Below are 16,663 nucleotides of genomic sequence, written 5' to 3'. Positions count from 1 at the left end.
AACGTTATTTTCAAGGCAGCGTGTACGCGATCACATAGTCGCCTTGCTTCGTACCGAGGGAGCCGTGGCCGCCCGCGGTGACGAGTACATACTGCTTGCCGTTGCTGTCGGCGTACGTCATCGGTGTAGCCTGCCCGCCTGCCGGCAAGCGGGCCTGCCACAAGCGGTCGCCGGTACGCACATCGTAAGCGCGCAAATAATAGTCGAGCGTACCGGAGAGGAACGCCACGCCGCCAGCAGTCGTGATCATACCGCCCAGACTCGGCACACCGAGGGGCATCGGAATCGGCAAAGGCGCGCTGTCGCGAATCGTACCGTTCTTATGTTCCCACACGATGCGGTTCGTGCGCAGATCGACGCCCGCCACATAGCCCCACGGCGGCGCCTGGCACGGAATGCCGAGCGGCGAAAGAAACGCTTTCAACTCGAAACCGTATGGCGTGCCGCGAGCGAGCTTGATGCCGCTCGTTTCGCTGCCCTTCTTGTCGCCGTTATCGGAAGGAATCTGCGAGCGTGGTATCAGCTTCGAGGTGAAAGCCATGTAACTGGGGTTCGCAATGAGGATCTGGCGGACCGGGTCGACCGCAATGCCGCCCCAATCGAATACCCCGAAATTGCCCGGAAACACGAGCGATCCCTGTTCCGACGGCGGAGTAAACATCCCGTCGTAACGCACCGACTTGAACTTCACGCGGCACCACAATTGATCGAACGGATTGGTGCCCCACATGTCGCGCTCGCGAACTTTCGGCGGCTTGAAGTTGAGTGCGGAGAACGGTTGCGTGGGCGATGTGTGATCGCCGGTTCCAGCGCCCTGCGGCACCGGCTCTTCCGTGATCGGCACGATAGGCTTGCCTGTCTCCCGGTTTAGCACGTAGATACTGCCCTGCTTCGTCGACGCGATCAGCGCCGGCTGCACGCCGCCGGGCGTCTGCAAATCGATCAGCGAAGGTTGACCGCCCACGTCCATGTCCCAAAGATCGTGGTGAGTGAATTGGTAATTCCAGCGCATTTTGCCGGTCGCGAGATCGAGCGCGACGACGCCTGCCGCTACCTTTTCCGAAGCAGGCGTGCGCATGCCGCCCCACTGATCGGGCGTCTGATTGCCGAGCGGCAGATAGACCATGCCGAGTTTTTCGTCGACGCTGAACACCGACCACATGTTCGGCGTATTGCGAACATACGTTTGATTGCCGGCAATCGGTTGCGTTGCGTCCGGATTGCCTGCGTCCCAGTTCCACACGAGATGACCGTCGTGCACATCGAACGCACGCGTGACGCCCGAGGGCTCGTTGGTCGACTCGTTATCGGTGACGTGGCCGCTGATGATGACCAGGTCGCGCGTGACTGCAGGCGGCGACGTCGAGTAATAACCACCCGGCGTGAACGGCCCGATATTCGTGCGCAGATCGATCTGACCGTTATTGCCGAAATGCGTGCACGGCTGACCGGTGTCGGCATTGAGCGCTATCAGGCGCGCATCGGCGGTCGGCAGGAAAATGCGGCGCGGGCATTCGGCGCTCGCGGCAGCGTTAGCTGTCTGCTGCACGGCCGCGGAAAGATCGCTCGCGGCAGCAGGCGCGGATGCGGATTGCGTCGCGCCCGTCGCTGCCGAAGCGGCAGTGGCTGCTTCGGTACTTGCCGATGCGGCGTCCGCAGCGGGCGCGGAAGCCGATGCGTCCGTATTCGAAGCGGCAGCGCCAGACGCTGCGTTTGTGCTCGCGCTTGCATCCGCACTTGCACTTGCGCTCGCACTTGAAGGCGAGCCCGAAGCCGCCGCCGCTACCGCGGCATTTGCCGGATACATCGCATCGTCGTGATAAGACACCCCGCGGCAAGTCATATGCTCCCAATGCTTGAAGCCGACAGGGCTCTGGATATGCGGATCGTATCGCCAGAGTTCTTTGCCCGACGCCGGATCCAGTGCGATAACGATACTGTGCGGTGTGCACAGAAAGAGTTTGTTGCCGACCTTGATCGGCGTGTTTTCGTCGGTGGTTTCAGTGGGATCGCCGGGGCCCGGCTTGTCGCCCGTTTCAAATTGCCAGGCCACTTTCAATTGCCCCGCGTTTTCCGGTGTAATTTGCGTAAGCGGCGAATAGCGCTGACCGAGCGGTGAGCCGCCATAGTCGGTCCAGTCGCCCGCCTGCCGGTTGGCATCGCCGGCAATCGGTGTAGTGGGAGCAGCAGCGGTGGACGCCAGCGTGCCCGGGTGATCGTACGGATGATTGAACGCGGTGAGGACGCCAAGCAACACCGTCAAGACCACCGCGCCAGCCAATGGCACAATGCCTTCCCGATGCGCGGCCGGCGGCCCGAATACCAGCTTGCGCGTGACGGGCGGCAGCAGCAGCCACAAAGCGAGTAGTAGCCATACCCAGAGGCGAGGTAGCAATTGCCAGAAGTCGAAGCGCGCTTCGACAACGGCCCAGATCGTCGAGCCGAATAGAATCAGCGCGAACAACCACAGGGCCGAACGGCGGCGAATGCCCAGCAACACACCGGTTAGCGCAATTGCGATACCCGTCACCACGTAATACCACGAGCCACCAAGCGTAACGAGCGGGACTCCGCCCGCAGCCAGTGCTAAACCGACAATGATAAATACGACAGCGGGGACCGCGAGCGCGGCAGGAAACCGATGCGGCTTCGACATATTCACCACCTCTACAGACAATGATTCGAATTGAGTTGCAAAAACTGTCCGCCTGGCAGACCGAAAGGCACCGCCTTCCAGGTAGCATTTACGGTTCCCGGACGCCTCGCCGGCAAGGCACGCAGCATGCTTTGCAAGGTCGCACCTTCCTGCCAGACATGTCATGAAGCACCGAGCCACTGTTCTTTGCCTGCGCGCCAATCGCATCCTGCTCGTCGCAAGATCCAACGGACGATGGGCGCTGCCCGGCGGTCGCTGCAAAGCGGGCGAACTCGAGTCTGCGGCTGCGGTTCGCGAGCTGCTGGAAGAGACGCAATTAGCCGGCGTCACGCTTCAGTACATTTTTGAATTCTGGGGCGTGCGCACTCGCCACTATGTATTTGCCGCGCGTATTCCCGACGACGTCGAACCGATACCCAGCAACGAAATCAGCCGATGCCGCTGGGTTCGTGCGAAGGACGTTCAGTCGTCGTGGGTGAGCGTGTCTACTCGCGGCATTGTCCAGATACTGCTCGAGGAAACCAGTCCGGTGGGGCCCGCGCGAAGGTCGAGTCCATTGCGCGTTTTCTGAGTGCGGACCTCGAGGCGTGGCACGAGCGTTGCATGAAGCATGCGTGTCGCTTACTCATCCATGGAGTTTCACAATGGCAGGAGATAACTCGTTCAAGCCAGGAGAAATCGTCAAAACGTCCGGCATCTATTCGGTCGTTCACGACGATGGAAAAGACACATTTGAGGTGACGTGCGTGGAGGGAGAGCATTTCCCGCCGACGCGTAGCGGCAAAGGCGCGCACTACGAGCTCAAATATGCGGCCACGCATGCTCATCGGCACGGTGAGCTAAAGGGCAGCGAAGCGAGGCAAGCGGTCTGATCGGCGCAAGTAATCGCGTCGCGGCAGCCTGAACCGCGCACGGCGAGGAGGTGAAAACAGTGCCGAGGACTTCTGCCACGCCGTTCGCGCTCGCCGAGCGGGCGATCATCAGTCTGTATGACGGCGGCGTGCTGTCGCCGGCCGTCCTCGAACGGCTTCTTGCCGCCTTCGCGCAAGAGAAAACCGACTGGGAGACGGAGCCGACCGAACGCTCCGTCGATGGACGCTCGCTTCACGAAGTCGTCGTTCTCACGATGCTGCCCGGCGAATCGCTACGCTCGGGGCGCAAGTCGTTCATGTCCGTAATCGCGCATATCACCGGCGCATCGAAAGCCAACAAGACGACGCGCGGTTCCGGCAAAGTCGAGAACGAAAAGAATCAGGAAGACGAAGATGACGAAGAGGACGACGAACGGAAAGACGAACAATCCGCCGCCGAAGACGACACTAGCGCCGAACTGGCAGAGCAACTGTCCGGCAGCACTCGCACTAACCGGCGCGGGCGCACCTCCAGAGTGAAAGATTCCGACTCGCCCGCGCGGCAGCCGTCCAGAACCGCAGCATTCAATCCGCTGCTTAACGCCGCGGCGCCACGCAAGAGTAAAAGCTGAGCCGCATTCGAATAGGCACAATGCTTGCGGGCTCTTCCAAACCTGCCGCCAGGCGGCGTTCAACATGGAGAGCGACATGCCAGAAAAACAACCGAACCCCAACACCGACGACGCACTTGAATTGCTGACGGCAGATCATCGAGCGGTTGAACGGCTTTTCACCGCATTCAAAGAAGCAAAAGAAGACGATCTCGAAGCGAAGGCCACGTTGGCGCAACGCGCGTGCGAAGAACTGACCATCCACACCATCATCGAAGAAGAACTGCTTTATCCGGCCGCAGGCGAAGCGCTGCCGTCTGGCGATGTGGTCGATGTCGAGGAAGCCTACGTCGAGCATTTTCTCGTGAAGACCCTGATCAGCAAATTCGAAACGCTGAAGGCAGGCGACAAAGGCTTCGACGCAACCTTCAAGGTGATGAGCGAGATGGTGCAACACCACGTCGAGGAAGAAGAGAACGAGCTTTTCCCGGAATTGCGCAAGGCCAATCTCGACGTAAAGGCGCTCGGCCAGAAGATCGCGAAACGCAAAATGGAACTGCAGGGCAAGCTCGACGCAGTAGGAAGCCACGCCGTCGGCGACAAAACCTGACGCATGAGATGTATGCGGGCTGACGCGGCACGCGCGGCCCGCAAAAAACCCGCCCTGAAACGGGCGGGACCACCCATATCGACACCGCTCGATCAGCCCCGCTTCGTTGTTCACTCCGCGGAACCGCCCTACTTACTTTTGCTGCTTCGCTTTTTCGTTGCCGGCTCGCTCGGCAAATTCGGTGAGCTTCAGATCTGTCGCCTTTTCTTCTTCCAGCGTTTCCTTCAGCAGATTCACCGCTTCCGTGAAGCCTAATTGCTTGCCGATCGCGCACAGGCTGCCATACGCGGCGATTTCGTAGTGCTCCACCTTTTGCGCAGCGGCGACGAGACCCGCATCGAGCACCGCGCCTTTTTCGATTTCGTCGATGAGCTCCTGTCCTTCCTCAATCAAACCTTCCATCGCGACGCACTTCATTCTTTTCAACTTCACGCCACTCGTTTCTACAACCTTATCGATTCTTTCCACCTGTCCCTGTGTTTCCTCCAAGTGGATTTTGAACGCCTCGCTCAGTTGCGGATCGGACGCAGCACGCGAGAGTTTCGCCAATGCTTTGGTCAATTGCTTCTCTGCGCTGTAGATATCCGACAGCATGTGAACGAACAGATCGTCGACGGTCTTTCGCTGTGTCATGTGCAACTCCCAAAGTAGTGGATAGGAGCCCTGCATCGCGCAACACATGTGCCCGCCTGCATGAACCGGGGCGTCTGATCCGCCATTGGGCGCCGCATACGCCCCGGGTATGCGGCATGCGCAGGCAGCCATGCAGTCCGTAGTTCCCAACCATACTCAACGGAGAAGCCAATGTTCGTCCACAACAAGCGACTTCAATATACCGTGCGTGTCGCCGCCCCGAATCCGGGGCTTGCCAACCTCATGCTCGAGCAATTCGGCGGGCCTCAGGGCGAGTTGGCAGCCGCTTGCCGGTACTTCACCCAGGCCGTCGCCGAAGACGACCCGGGCCGCAAGGATTTACTGTTCGACATTGCCACTGAAGAACTGAGTCACCTGGAAGTAATCGGCTCCATCGTCGCTATGCTGAATAAAGGCGCGAAGGGCCAGCTCGCTGAAGGCGTCGAGCAGGAAGCCGAGTTGTATCGCTCGCTGACAGGCGGCGGCAACGACTCGCACACGACCGCCCTGCTCTATGGCGGCGGACCTGCGCTGACAAACTCCGCGGGTGTACCGTGGACGGCCGCGTATATCGACACGATCGGCGAACCGACCGCCGACCTGCGCTCGAACATCGCTGCGGAAGCGCGCGCAAAGATCGTCTATGAGCGGCTGCTGAACGTCACGGACGACCCGGGCATCAAGGAAGCACTCGGCTTTCTGATGACGCGCGAGATCGCTCACCAGAAGTCGTTCGAAAAAGCGCTGCATTCTATCCAGCCGAACTTCCCGCAAGGCAAATTGCCGGGCGTTCCAGAATTTACAAACGTGTACTACAACATGTCGGCGGGAGAAGGCGACGCACGCGGCCCGTGGAACGAAGGGCCGGAATGGGAATTTGTCGAAGCCCCGCAACCGGCGGTGGATGGTGGCGACGGCTTGCCGTCGGTCAACGTCACACAAGCGGATGTCGAAGTACTCGGCGCGCTGGCTTCGCGAACTGCTTCGGACACGGCAACGGATCCGGTCACCGGGGCCGATCTCGGGTCGGGTAAGCAACCGGGCTGATTTGCTATCCGCTGCGGCCTGCTGTGCCGCTGAATAGCGACCGCGGCATCCGGCGCCGCGGCCACCGCCGCCGAAGTCGCCTGCAAGAAGAAAAATGCCGCGTAGCGCGTCTCGCTTCGCGGCATTTGAACATCGATGCCAGGCTCGCTGAAAAGAGCCGGCCGACTATCTCGCGGTCGCAACGTGCGTGTTCACTTTCACGGGCGGCGCATTATCGAAGGGAGGTTGCGGCACGAAGCCGCTAATCATGCCCGGTTCGAACACGAGGCAGCACGTCGAGCCGCCGTACTGGAAGAAGCCTATTTCGTCGCCCTTCTCGACGCGCTGCCCAGGCAGTGCTTCTATCATGCACGACGACACATCGGCCATGCCGACGAACAGACAGCCGACTTGGCCGACGGCGGGATCGTCGCGTTCGATCACGATTACCGCGCGCGGCAACCGCGGTAATGTAGCCCTGCGAATCGTTCAGGCCGCCGGGATCGCGGCCTTCGGCATCCGCGTCCGAATATAGGTGCCATCCAGCGCGTACGCTTTCCTGATCACACCGCTGACCGGCGCATGTCACCGGTGGTAGTTGAATGCGCTCAGAAAGGACTGGTACATAGAGCCGCCGACAAAGCGCTGCGCGAGTTTGCGCTGGCTCGCAGAAAACATGTCCAGCAGCGAATAAGGCTGCGCCTTGATCCAGAAGGTGTCGGTCAGTTTGACGTCTGTCCGGGTGTTATACGGAGCGGCCTCGCGGGGGCTGACAATGATCTTGTGTGTAGTACGGCGCAGTAACCGTCTATTTCGCGCGCGGCGTTTCGAGTCCGTCCCCGGGCTGCTTGTGTCCGCTGCGGATCTGATCGACGCATTGGGCCACCGCCTGTGCAACGTTCACGACCTCGCGCTGAATATCGGAGTCGCTGTCCAATGTGACATGACTCGTCGCATAGGGCTCGTAATAGCCGATAAAGCGGTCGAGCCGCGATTTCGGGCCGGATTCGATCAGCCCCATCCAGCCGAGCCAATCGCTCAACGCGCGGCGCGAGCCCTCGATACCCGCCACATCGCCGTGCACCACCACCCCATAGGCCCTGCCGGCCAGGTGCTTCGGATAATCCCAGCCGGCAAGCTCGATTCTTTTCGCCTCGTCGGCCTTTTTGCCGTGGGTCGACGTGGGATCGGGATTGCCGCCGTCCGCGCAAACGAGGCGATCCATCAGCAATTTCAGCGGGCTGCTCACCTGATACCAATAGACGGGCGTAACGAATATCACGCCGTGAGCCGCCGCAAAGCGCTCGTAGATCTCGTTCATCCAGTCGTTGACGAGACCGAGCGAATGATTCGGATAGCAGCTGCACGGCCAGTGGCAGAGCGGCATTGCCGTCGACACACATCCCTTGCACGGGTGAATATGCAGATCGCGGTCGGAATTCAGGCGCGACAGATCGAGAAAGTCCACGTCGAAAGCGCGCCGCTCGAGAGCGCCTTGCGCGATCTTCGCGAGACGAAAGCTCTTCGACATTTCGCCGGGGCACGTATAGTCGTTTCGCGACGAGGCATTGACGATCAGCACGCGTGAACGCGTAGCCGGGTCGCGTTGCCGGGCCTGCGCGGCTTTGATCCGCTCACTCGCCGCGCGCCATTCGACGGACAGGTCGTAGTCCGGATCCGCGTAGCCCGCGCCGGCCTTCACCGTTATCGGCGATTTGCGCGAGTGCGAGTAGGCATCCCACGCTATCGCTTCGAGCCGCGCGATTGCCTTGTCTTCCGCGCGAAACGCGGGATCGTAGAAGCGAGCCATGAAGCGTTCGCGGAAAACTTCGCGAGACAGTTGCTCCGTGACTTGTCCTTTACGGACTTCAACGGGTATAGCCGCTATCGAGCGGTTGTTCGCTTCGCTCACGAGACCTCGCCTGGCAACAGTATGGCTAGGCTCAAGCAAAGCACATTCCCGTTTTCGTCGCGCCTCCGTTCGCATGCCAGGTCCGCGGTTTGCTCGTGAGTCGGATCGTACTGCTCAGCCCAAGACAACTCCATCACAGAATGATGCAATCGCGCGCCCGCCTGCTCGTCGTTTCTCCGCATCTCGACGATGCCGTCTTGAGCTGTGGACTGATGCTCGCAGCTAATCCGTCCGCCATCGTCTGCACGGTTTTCGCCGCGCCGCCACGTGAAAACATGTCTACCGACTGGGACCGGCAATCGGGCTTCACCGACGCGTTCGAGGCAATGGAAACGCGCAAGCAGGAGGACATTCGAGCTCTGCAAAAGCTGGGCGCGCGGCCGGTACACCTGCCCTTTTGCGATGCGCAATATCTTCTGACTCCGGCGCTCGACGAAGTGATGGAAGCACTTCACCGCATACTGCTGGCGCACTCGCCCGAAAAAGTACTGGTCCCGCTCGGTCTGTTTCATTCCGACCACACGCTCGTGTCGGATGCATGTCTCGCGCTCATCGCGCAAATGCCCCAGGTGTTATGGCACGTCTATGAGGACGTACCGTATCGACAGATAGACACCGTTGTCCCCAAACGCATTGAAGAACTGACGAAACGCGGCTACACGTTGCGCGACGCCAATGACCCGCTCGCGACCAATGAATCCAGCACGCATGAGCCGATGAAGCGCGAAGCTATCGCCGCGTACGCGAGCCAGTTACGCGCATTCGGGCCAAAAGGCCAAGCCTCGCTCTACTCGGCGGAAAAGTATTGGCGACTGCAAGCAAGCTGACGGCAGTTGAAAGCGAACGGCACATGGTTTGCTTGACCGGGGCATCGCCTCGTTAGAACAAAGAACAGCATGGAAAAAAAATCGCTTTCCCGGCGCATTTCGGTCGTCGTTCTGACACACAACCGCGCCGACGAGCTTGTGGCTACCCTTGAACGCCTACTTGCCCTCCCGGAAAACCCGCCGGTCTTCGTCGCGGATAACGGCTCCAACGACAATACGGTCGCGCTGGTGAAGACGCTGTTCCCGACCGTCTGCATTATCGAATGCGGCGCGAATCTGGGCGCGGCAGGGCGCAATCGCGCTGCTGCCTGCGTCGGCACTGATTACGTCGCCTTCTGCGACGACGACACGTGGTGGGAGCCAGGCTCGCTCGAACGCGCGGTGCAATTGCTCGATGCATGGCCGAATGTCGGCGTATTGAGCGCGCGCGTGGTGGTGGGCGAAGACAAGGTCACCGATCCCACGTGTTCGGTGATGCGTGCAAGCCCGCTCGGCAGCGATGGGCTGCCGGGCCCGGCGTTGATCGGCTACATGGCGGGCGCATGTGTGTTTCGCTCGTCGCTGTTTCGCCAACTGGGCGGCTATGAGCCGCGTCTTTTTATCGGCGGCGAAGAAGAACTCGTCGCGCTGGACGTGCTCGCATCCGGCCACGCGATTGTCTATTGCGATCAGCTGACCGTGCATCATCATCCGTCGCCGTCACGCGATAGCGGCTTGCGGCGGCGCACACTCGCGCGTAATGCGGCGTGGATCGCATGGCTGCGCCTGCCTTGGCCCGAAGCCAGCCGCACCACCGTGCAGGCGCTCACGACATTTTCACGCGAAGGCACGCTCGCGCGCGACGGTCTTGCACTACTGCGCGGTTTCACATGGGCATTGAGACGCCGCAAGCCGGTGTCGCATCATGTGCTGAATCTGCGCGAGCGGGTACGAACAGGTGAACGGCAGCTGGCCGCGCCAGCGCCGACTACTCGCGCGAAGCCGGCGGTAGGCAAGGCCGACGCGCGTACCTGACACGTGCAACGTCAGCGGACACGCGCTGCGAATCGAAAACGGTGCTATCCGTTCTAGACGCCCGTGCGCGCGGACGCCATAGCAAGATTGCGAATTTCGCCGATCAGCTTCTCCGGCGCAACCGGCTTCGTCAGATGCGCCTGGAAACCGGCCATCTTCGCTCGCATGCTGTCTTCGCCCTGCGCATAGCCAGTCAATGCAATAGCCGGCACACGGTCCTGGAGCGGCAATTGCCGGTCGGCTTCGAGACGCCGCAAACGACGCAGTACCTCGTAGCCGTCTTCGTCGGCGAGCACGATGTCGCATAGCAGCGCGTGCGGCCATTGCATTGTCGGTGTCCGGGCAAACCAGTCCAACGCCTCCTTGCCCGACGACGCGGTACGCACGCGCGCGCCGCTCGATGCAAGCACCGCTTCCAATGCGTCGAGCGCATCTTCCTGGTCGTCGATGGCCATCACAAAGAGACCTTCCAACGGGGCCGCGCCGCCGATTGCGGTTGTCAACGGCGCGGCCGGCGTATGCGAATCCGCATCGGCCACAGGACGCAAGGGCAACATCGCCACATACGCGAGCCGACCGTTGAGCGTCATTAGCGTGAAGCTGCCGCCCGCCGCAGCCAGCGCTTCTTCCATGTAGCGAGCGGCCGCTTGCGACAATTCCGCAGGCGTTTCGCTCATACCCAGCACCGTCACCCACACCTGATTGTTATGCCGCTCGACGCGCAGTTCGATGCGCTGCCCCGGCCTTGCGTGCAGGATCTCGTTGCGGCACAACTCGGCGATCAGCGGTTGCAGCACGCTTGGGTCGCCTGTCACGCGCAGATCGTTGTCGCTGATCTGCGGATACAGGGTCACGCGCCGCGCCGCAATTTCGTCGTGCAACGCGTCGATCACGCCGGCCATCAGCGCGGCGAGACTCACCGACTGCGCGGTGAGCTTGCGTTGTGCGTGCTCCAGTTCCCCCTGCTGCCATTGCAGAGACCACATCTTCGCGTAGACGCCGTCGCGCGCGAGCAGTTCGCGATGCGTGCCCTGCTCGACCACGCGGCCATGCTCCATCACCAGAATCCAGTCAGCGTCCACCACGGTAGACAGCCGGTGCGCAATCACAATCGACGTGCGGCCTTCTGCGAGCCGCGTCAACTCGGTCTGGATCGCACGCTCGGAGCGCGTGTCGAGCGCGGAAGTCGCCTCGTCGAATACGATGATGCGCGGGTCCTTCAGAATGGCGCGCGCAATTGCAATGCGCTGCCGCTCGCCGCCCGACAGACGCACGCCGCGCTCGCCGACGCGCGTGTCGTAATGATCCGGCAGACGTTCGATGAATTCGTCGAGTTGGGCCGCGCGCGCCGCACGCACCACATCGGCGCGCGTCGCCGAAGGCCGGCCATACGCGATGTTGTAGGCGATGGTCTCGTTGAAGAGCACCGTATCTTGAGGCACGATGCCGATTGCTTCACGCAGGCTCTTTTGTGTGACGTGGCCGATGTCCTGCCCGTCTATCAGGATCTTGCCGCTATTCGGCTGATAAAGACGGAACAGCAGCTTCACGAGCGTCGATTTACCCGACCCGCTTCCGCCGACTATCGCCAGCGTCTTGCCCGGATACGCATGAAAGTCGACGTCGCGCAGAATCTGTCGGGCCGGGTCGTAGCCGAAGTCAACGTGCTCGAACGAGATCTGCCCGGCGCTCACCATCAACGGCTTCGCGGCGGGCTCGTCGATATCCTCGCCCACGCGCCCGCGCGCGACGAGTATTTCGAACATCCGCTCGACGTTGACCATCGCGTCGTTGGTCTCGCGAAACACGAAGCCGAGCGTATTGAGCGGCATGCAGACCTGGATGATGTACGCGTTCACCAGAATCAGATCGCCGACGCTCATGCTTCCCGCCACCACATGCTGCGCCGCGAGCAGCATGATGGCGCCAATGCCGAGCGCGATCACGGCGCTCTGCCCCACATGCAATGCGGTCAGTGCGCGCTGGTTCGCGGTTCGCGCGTGCACCCACTTTTCGAGCACAGCGGACAGGCGCCGCGTTTCCGTGTCTTCAGTAGCGAAATATTTGACCGTGTCGTAATTGAGCAGGCTGTCGACGAGCCGGCCATCCGATTGCGCCTCCAGAGCATTCACCGCGCGCTGGAACGCAACGCGCCGCCGCGTGAAGATAAACGTGTAGGCCGCATAGCAAACGAAGGTCGCGGCAATCGCGATCATGAATTCGCGCGCGTAGTTGTGAACCATGATCGCGACAATGGCGACGATCTCGAACGCGGTAGGCACGATCGTAAATAGCGCGACGCCGAGCAGAAAGCCGATGCCGTCGGCGCCCTTCTGCACGTCTCGCACGATTGCGCCGGTCTCGCGCTTCGTATGAAAACGCGCGCTCATGCGATGCAGATGCGCGAACGTCCGCTCGGTGAAGGCGGCGACCGTGCGTTGCGTGACGATGCTGAACACCACATCGCGCGCTTCGTTCAGCGCATCGCCGAGAAAACGCAGTAACGCATAGGCGAGAACGAGGAACACCGGGAAGAGCGCCTGCGCGACCGGGCGTCCCAGTTCGTCGACCACGTGCTTCAGCACGAGCGGGATCAGCACGGTGGACAACTTCGCCGCCACCATCAGCAGCAAGGCGGCGACGGTCTGGTGGCGATAACGCCAGACCGCGCGCATCAGGTCGGCGGCAATGCGGCGGGTCAACTGGGAACGGGGCAGCGTTGCGGGATTCGGCATGGTGTCCTGTGAAGGCCGCCGCAGCGTGTGGACTGCGAGCCGGCATCAGATTCCACGAAGCGGATTGACAAAGCGGCGCGAACAAAGCGCGGGTGTTCGGCCTGCACGCCGAGGTCAGTGACGAGCAATCCCTGAACCCGGCGTCGGACAAAACTTAGCATAGGCGAACGTGCGTGACAGGCGCCAATCGATTGCGCATCGCGCAGAAAAAAATTCGCGTTTCTACGGATCGCGCTACTCGAATTTACATGACGGCTTGTAGAAAAAGGGAACGCCACACCGCTTCGCCGCGCCATAAAAGGGAGTGCTACAGCGCTTCGGCACACCCAACGCCACATTGAGCTTCCGGCCGCCCTTGCTGCACATAGGCACAGCGCATGCTCAGGCGGGGTGACAGCGTCGCATCGCGCGAGATTGCCTAAGAGTACTCAGCAAAACGCGCCACGCACGCCCTGCTAATGCCTATCTCGCGAAGGAATGTCAATGAAGATCGCCCTCATCAGTGAACACGCCTCGCCCCTCGCCGTCGCCGGAGGCGTCGACAGTGGAGGACAAAACATTTATGTCGCGAACGTCGCGCGTGAACTGACGGAGATGGGCCATCAAGTGGACGTGTTTACGCGGCGCGATCGCGCGTTGCTGCCGCTCGTGTCCGACATGGAGGGCGTGCGGGTGATCCACGTTCCCGCAGGGCCGCCGATGCAGTTGCCGAAGGAACTGCTGCTGCCGTTCATGGACGAGTTCGCTGCGTTCCTGATCGAATTCTTCCGCCGCGAAAAGACCCCGTACGACGTGATACACGCGAACTTCTTCATGTCGGGGCTCGCGGCAATGAAAGTGAAAGCGGCGCTCGGCGTGCCGCTCGTCACGACGTTTCATGCGCTCGGCCGTGTGCGCCGGATTCATCAAGGCGCGAACGACGGCTTCCCGGACGAACGCTTCGCAATCGAGGACGACCTCGTCGCGCAGTCCGACGTGGTGATCGCCGAATGCCCGCAGGACGAAGCCGACCTGATCGCGCATTACCAGGCCGACCCCGCGCGCATCGAGATTGTGCCGTGCGGTTTCGACGCCGACGAGTTTCATCCGATGGACCGCGGCGCCGCCCGCGAAGCACTCGGCTGGGAGCAGGATCAGTTCACGGTGCTGCAACTCGGACGCCTCGTGCAGCGCAAGGGTATCGACAACGTCCTGCGCGGCGTCGGCGTTCTGAAGAAAGCCTTCAGGACCTCCGCGCAACTCTATGTGGTGGGCGGCAACTCGGACGCGCCGAATGAAAAGGCCACGCCGGAAATCGCGCGCTTGCGCGGTATCGCGCTTGAATGCGGCGTGGCCGAGCAAACGAATTTTGTCGGACGGCGGGGGCGCGCGCAACTGCGTTACTTCTATAGCGCCGCGGACGTATTCGTGACGACGCCGTGGTACGAGCCGTTCGGTATCACGCCGGTCGAAGCGATGGCATGCGGCACGCCGGTGATCGGCGCCGATGTCGGCGGAATCCGCTATTCGGTGGCGGACGGCATCACCGGATTTCTCGTGCCGCCGCGCGACCCGGCTGCGCTCGCCGCGCGCCTTAACCAGTTGCGGCGCGATCCCGCGCTCGCACGCAGGATGGGCGAAGCAGGTCTCGAACGCGCGCGCAAGGAGTTCACATGGCGCGGCGTGGGCGAGTCGCTTGCGCAAATCTATATGCGCACCGCGCGGCTCGTGCCTGCAAAAGCCGCGGAAAACCGCGTGGAGGTGCCAATGCGGGCGGCCGCCGGCGCGTCGTTCCGTTAGGCGCCACGCGTCATTGCAGCGCTATTAGCGCGGCCTGTTTTGTCCAGCCGGGGCGCACGCACAGTCCGCTTCCGGCGATTCGCTCACGTTTTTCCGGACCGCCTTTGTCATGCTGCGACCCGCTGTATTTCTCGACAAAGACGGCACGTTGCTCGACGACGTGCCCTACAACATCGACCCTTCGCTGATGCGCCTCGCGCCGGGCGCGCGCGAAGCGTTGACGCTGCTCGCGACCCAGCCGTTCGCACTGTTCGTGATCAGTAATCAGCCGGGCGTCGCGCTCGGCCGATTCCCGCGCGCGGCGTTAAAGGAAGTGGAAGGCGAACTCGCGCGCATGTTCACCGAATCCGGCGCGACGCTCTCCGGCGCGTACTGGTGTCCGCATCATCCGGACGGCACCGTGGCCCCGTATGCAACCGCCTGCGATTGCCGCAAGCCGGCGCCAGGCCTGCTGCTGCGCGCGGCTCGCGAGCATCGGCTGGATCTCGCACGCAGCTGGTTCATCGGCGACATTCTCGACGATGTGGAAGCGGGCAATCGCGCCGGATGCCGGACGATTCTGCTCGACAACGGCCATGAGACCGAGTGGATCGAAGGACCGCAGCGTGTTCCCACCGCGCGCGCCGCCGATCTTCATGAGGCTGCGCGCATTGTCGCGAACAGTGCGGAAGCCGCGGGGCGGCCCGCGCCCGCCGGCGAGGGAACCCCTCAATGAATGCGCCGCTGCTGATCGCCCAACCAACACTCGCTCACGCTCGCGTGCCCGACAGCCCGCAGCTTGCGCATTGGGGCGAAGACATCAAGCGCATTCTGTGTGTGAGGCTCGACAATCTCGGCGACGTGCTAATGACCACGCCCGCGCTGCACGCGCTGCGCGAGTCCGCGCCCGGCCGTCACATCACGCTGCTTGCGTCGCGCAGCGGCGTCGCGCTCGCGCCGTTTCTCGACGATGTCGACGACGTGATCGAGTATGAAGCGCCGTGGGTCGCGAATCCGCCGACGAGCGCCCGTTCGCTCACCGACGACCAGCGTATGCAAGAACGTCTGCGGCGCGGCGGTTTCGACGCGGCGGTGATCTTCACCGTCTATAGCCAGAGTCCGTTGCCCGCGGCGATGCTGTGCCATCTCGCGGGCATTCCGCGGCGGCTCGCGCATTGCCGCGAGAACCCGTATGCATTGCTGACAGAGTGGCTGCGCGAACCGGAGCCGCAGCAGCGCACGCGTCATGAGGTCGAACGGCAACTCGACCTGGTGCGCCAGGTCGGCGCAGAAGCGCCCGACACGCGGATGCGTTTTACGGTGCAGGAGTCGGATCGGCGAACGCTTCTGGAGCAGTTCGCCGCGAGAGGCGTGCACAGCGGCGCGAACGCCGACGCGCCGTGGATCGTGTTGCACCCCGGCGCAACCGCCGCATCGCGACGCTATCCGCCCGAGCGCTTCGGTCAGGTCGCGACGCGCCTCGCCAGCGAGACCGGCGCACCGCTTCTGATCACAGGCAGCGCGAGCGAGCGTCCTCTCGTCGATGCGGTGATTGCCGCAGCCGCGCCTCGCGTTCGCGCGCAACTGCACGATCTGAGCGGCGCGCTCACGCTCGGCGAACTCGCGGCGCTGATCGAACGCGCGAGCGTGCTGGTGTCGAACAACAGCGGGCCGGTGCATCTCGCGTCCGCGCTTGGCACGCCGGTCGTCGATCTGTACGCGTTGACCAATCCGCAGCACACGCCGTGGCAAACGCCGAATCGCGTGCTGTTTCGCGACGTCGAATGCCGCTGGTGCTATCGCAGCGTGTGTCCGCAGCATCATCATGCATGTCTGCTCGGCGTGACGCCTGGCGAGGTCGTGACAGCGGCACTCGAGTTGCGCGCCGAAGCGCAATCGCGCGCGGCGTCCGTCGGCCGAGGCTCGTGCCGCTCGACTGATATCCAATCCAACGCCCACCACAGCGACGCGGCACCGCCGCTCGCCGATGAACCGGTGGCTCCCTGAAAACTTACTCCCACTGCGAACGC

The 16,663-nt window shown here is 62.3% G+C and carries 14 protein-coding genes and 1 pseudogene; 10 read left to right on the top strand and 5 right to left on the bottom strand.

Translation table 11 applies throughout. The features are described 5' to 3' along the window. Positions 1 to 10: 10 nt before the first annotated feature. Complete coding sequence (locus F759_RS0115970) at positions 11 to 2,656, bottom strand: glucose/quinate/shikimate family membrane-bound PQQ-dependent dehydrogenase (RefSeq protein WP_027800741.1); 2,646 nt, start codon at positions 2,654 to 2,656, stop codon at positions 11 to 13. Positions 2,657 to 2,819: 163 nt separating this feature from the next. Between F759_RS0115970 and F759_RS0115965 the strand changes: the two genes are divergently transcribed. From F759_RS0115965 to F759_RS0115950, 4 genes are all read left to right on the top strand, one after another. Then, positions 2,820 to 3,227 (top strand): NUDIX hydrolase, encoded by a 408-nt coding sequence (locus F759_RS0115965; protein WP_027800740.1) that lies wholly within the window; start codon positions 2,820 to 2,822, stop codon positions 3,225 to 3,227. Between the two features lie 73 nt (positions 3,228 to 3,300). Then, positions 3,301 to 3,528, top strand: coding sequence for a hypothetical protein (locus F759_RS0115960; RefSeq protein ID WP_027800739.1), 228 nt, complete (start codon positions 3,301 to 3,303; stop codon positions 3,526 to 3,528). 59 nt (positions 3,529 to 3,587) lie between these two features. Further along, the gene (locus F759_RS0115955) at positions 3,588 to 4,139 is read left to right on the top strand and encodes a hypothetical protein (RefSeq protein WP_027800738.1); all 552 of its coding nucleotides are present in this window, start codon (positions 3,588 to 3,590) and stop codon (positions 4,137 to 4,139) included. Positions 4,140 to 4,215: 76 nt separating this feature from the next. Further along, positions 4,216 to 4,728: a hemerythrin domain-containing protein gene (locus tag F759_RS0115950; RefSeq protein ID WP_027800737.1), complete on the top strand. Its 513-nt coding sequence runs from the start codon at positions 4,216 to 4,218 to the stop codon at positions 4,726 to 4,728. Between the two features lie 132 nt (positions 4,729 to 4,860). On the opposite strand, the gene F759_RS0115945 is transcribed toward F759_RS0115950, so the two are convergent. Beyond that, the gene (locus F759_RS0115945) at positions 4,861 to 5,361 is read right to left on the bottom strand and encodes a YciE/YciF ferroxidase family protein (RefSeq protein ID WP_013341523.1); all 501 of its coding nucleotides are present in this window, start codon (positions 5,359 to 5,361) and stop codon (positions 4,861 to 4,863) included. A gap of 171 nt (positions 5,362 to 5,532) precedes the next feature. Here F759_RS0115945 and F759_RS0115940 point away from each other — a divergent pair, with 171 nt between their 5' ends. Continuing rightward, positions 5,533 to 6,408, top strand: coding sequence for a manganese catalase family protein (locus tag F759_RS0115940; protein ID WP_027800736.1), 876 nt, complete (start codon positions 5,533 to 5,535; stop codon positions 6,406 to 6,408). Between the two features lie 165 nt (positions 6,409 to 6,573). Here the strand turns inward: F759_RS0115940 and F759_RS37865 are convergent. Together F759_RS37865 and F759_RS0115925 are read right to left on the bottom strand one after the other, a co-directional pair. After that, positions 6,574 to 7,284, bottom strand: a pseudogene (locus F759_RS37865) (phosphatidylserine decarboxylase). Next, complete coding sequence (locus F759_RS0115925; protein ID WP_027800734.1) at positions 7,196 to 8,227, bottom strand: flavodoxin family protein; 1,032 nt, start codon at positions 8,225 to 8,227, stop codon at positions 7,196 to 7,198. Before F759_RS0115925 ends, F759_RS37865 begins: the two are co-directional and overlap by 89 nt. A gap of 212 nt (positions 8,228 to 8,439) precedes the next feature. On the opposite strand from F759_RS0115925, the gene F759_RS0115915 reads away from it, so the two are divergent. Together F759_RS0115915 and F759_RS0115910 are read left to right on the top strand one after the other, a co-directional pair. Continuing rightward, positions 8,440 to 9,126: a PIG-L deacetylase family protein gene (locus tag F759_RS0115915; protein ID WP_027800733.1), complete on the top strand. Its 687-nt coding sequence runs from the start codon at positions 8,440 to 8,442 to the stop codon at positions 9,124 to 9,126. A gap of 69 nt (positions 9,127 to 9,195) precedes the next feature. Continuing rightward, positions 9,196 to 10,140 carry a glycosyltransferase family 2 protein gene (locus F759_RS0115910; protein WP_027800732.1) on the top strand — a complete coding sequence of 315 codons (945 nt, stop codon included), beginning with the start codon at positions 9,196 to 9,198 and terminating at the stop codon, positions 10,138 to 10,140. Positions 10,141 to 10,193: 53 nt separating this feature from the next. Here F759_RS0115910 and F759_RS0115905 read toward each other — a convergent pair whose 3' ends face one another. Then, positions 10,194 to 12,875 carry an ATP-binding cassette domain-containing protein gene (locus F759_RS0115905; RefSeq protein ID WP_027800731.1) on the bottom strand — a complete coding sequence of 894 codons (2,682 nt, stop codon included), beginning with the start codon at positions 12,873 to 12,875 and terminating at the stop codon, positions 10,194 to 10,196. Positions 12,876 to 13,358: 483 nt separating this feature from the next. Between F759_RS0115905 and F759_RS0115900 the strand changes: the two genes are divergently transcribed. From F759_RS0115900 to waaF, 3 genes are all read left to right on the top strand, one after another. Next, the gene (locus F759_RS0115900; RefSeq protein WP_027800730.1) at positions 13,359 to 14,654 is read left to right on the top strand and encodes a glycosyltransferase family 4 protein; all 1,296 of its coding nucleotides are present in this window, start codon (positions 13,359 to 13,361) and stop codon (positions 14,652 to 14,654) included. Positions 14,655 to 14,763: 109 nt separating this feature from the next. Further along, positions 14,764 to 15,369, top strand: coding sequence for a D-glycero-alpha-D-manno-heptose-1,7-bisphosphate 7-phosphatase (locus tag F759_RS0115895; RefSeq protein ID WP_027800729.1), 606 nt, complete (start codon positions 14,764 to 14,766; stop codon positions 15,367 to 15,369). Further along, positions 15,366 to 16,640, top strand: coding sequence for a lipopolysaccharide heptosyltransferase II (waaF, locus tag F759_RS0115890; protein ID WP_027800728.1), 1,275 nt, complete (start codon positions 15,366 to 15,368; stop codon positions 16,638 to 16,640). Before F759_RS0115895 ends, waaF begins: the two co-directional genes overlap by 4 nt. The last annotated feature ends 23 nt before the right edge of the window (positions 16,641 to 16,663 follow it).

Origin of the sequence: Paraburkholderia dilworthii (assembly GCF_000472525.1) — a bacterium.
In the GTDB taxonomy this organism is placed as follows: Bacteria; Pseudomonadota; Gammaproteobacteria; order Burkholderiales; family Burkholderiaceae; genus Paraburkholderia; species Paraburkholderia dilworthii.
The sequence above is the reverse complement of the archived record's forward strand: the minus strand, read 5'-3'. Positions and strand labels throughout refer to the sequence as shown.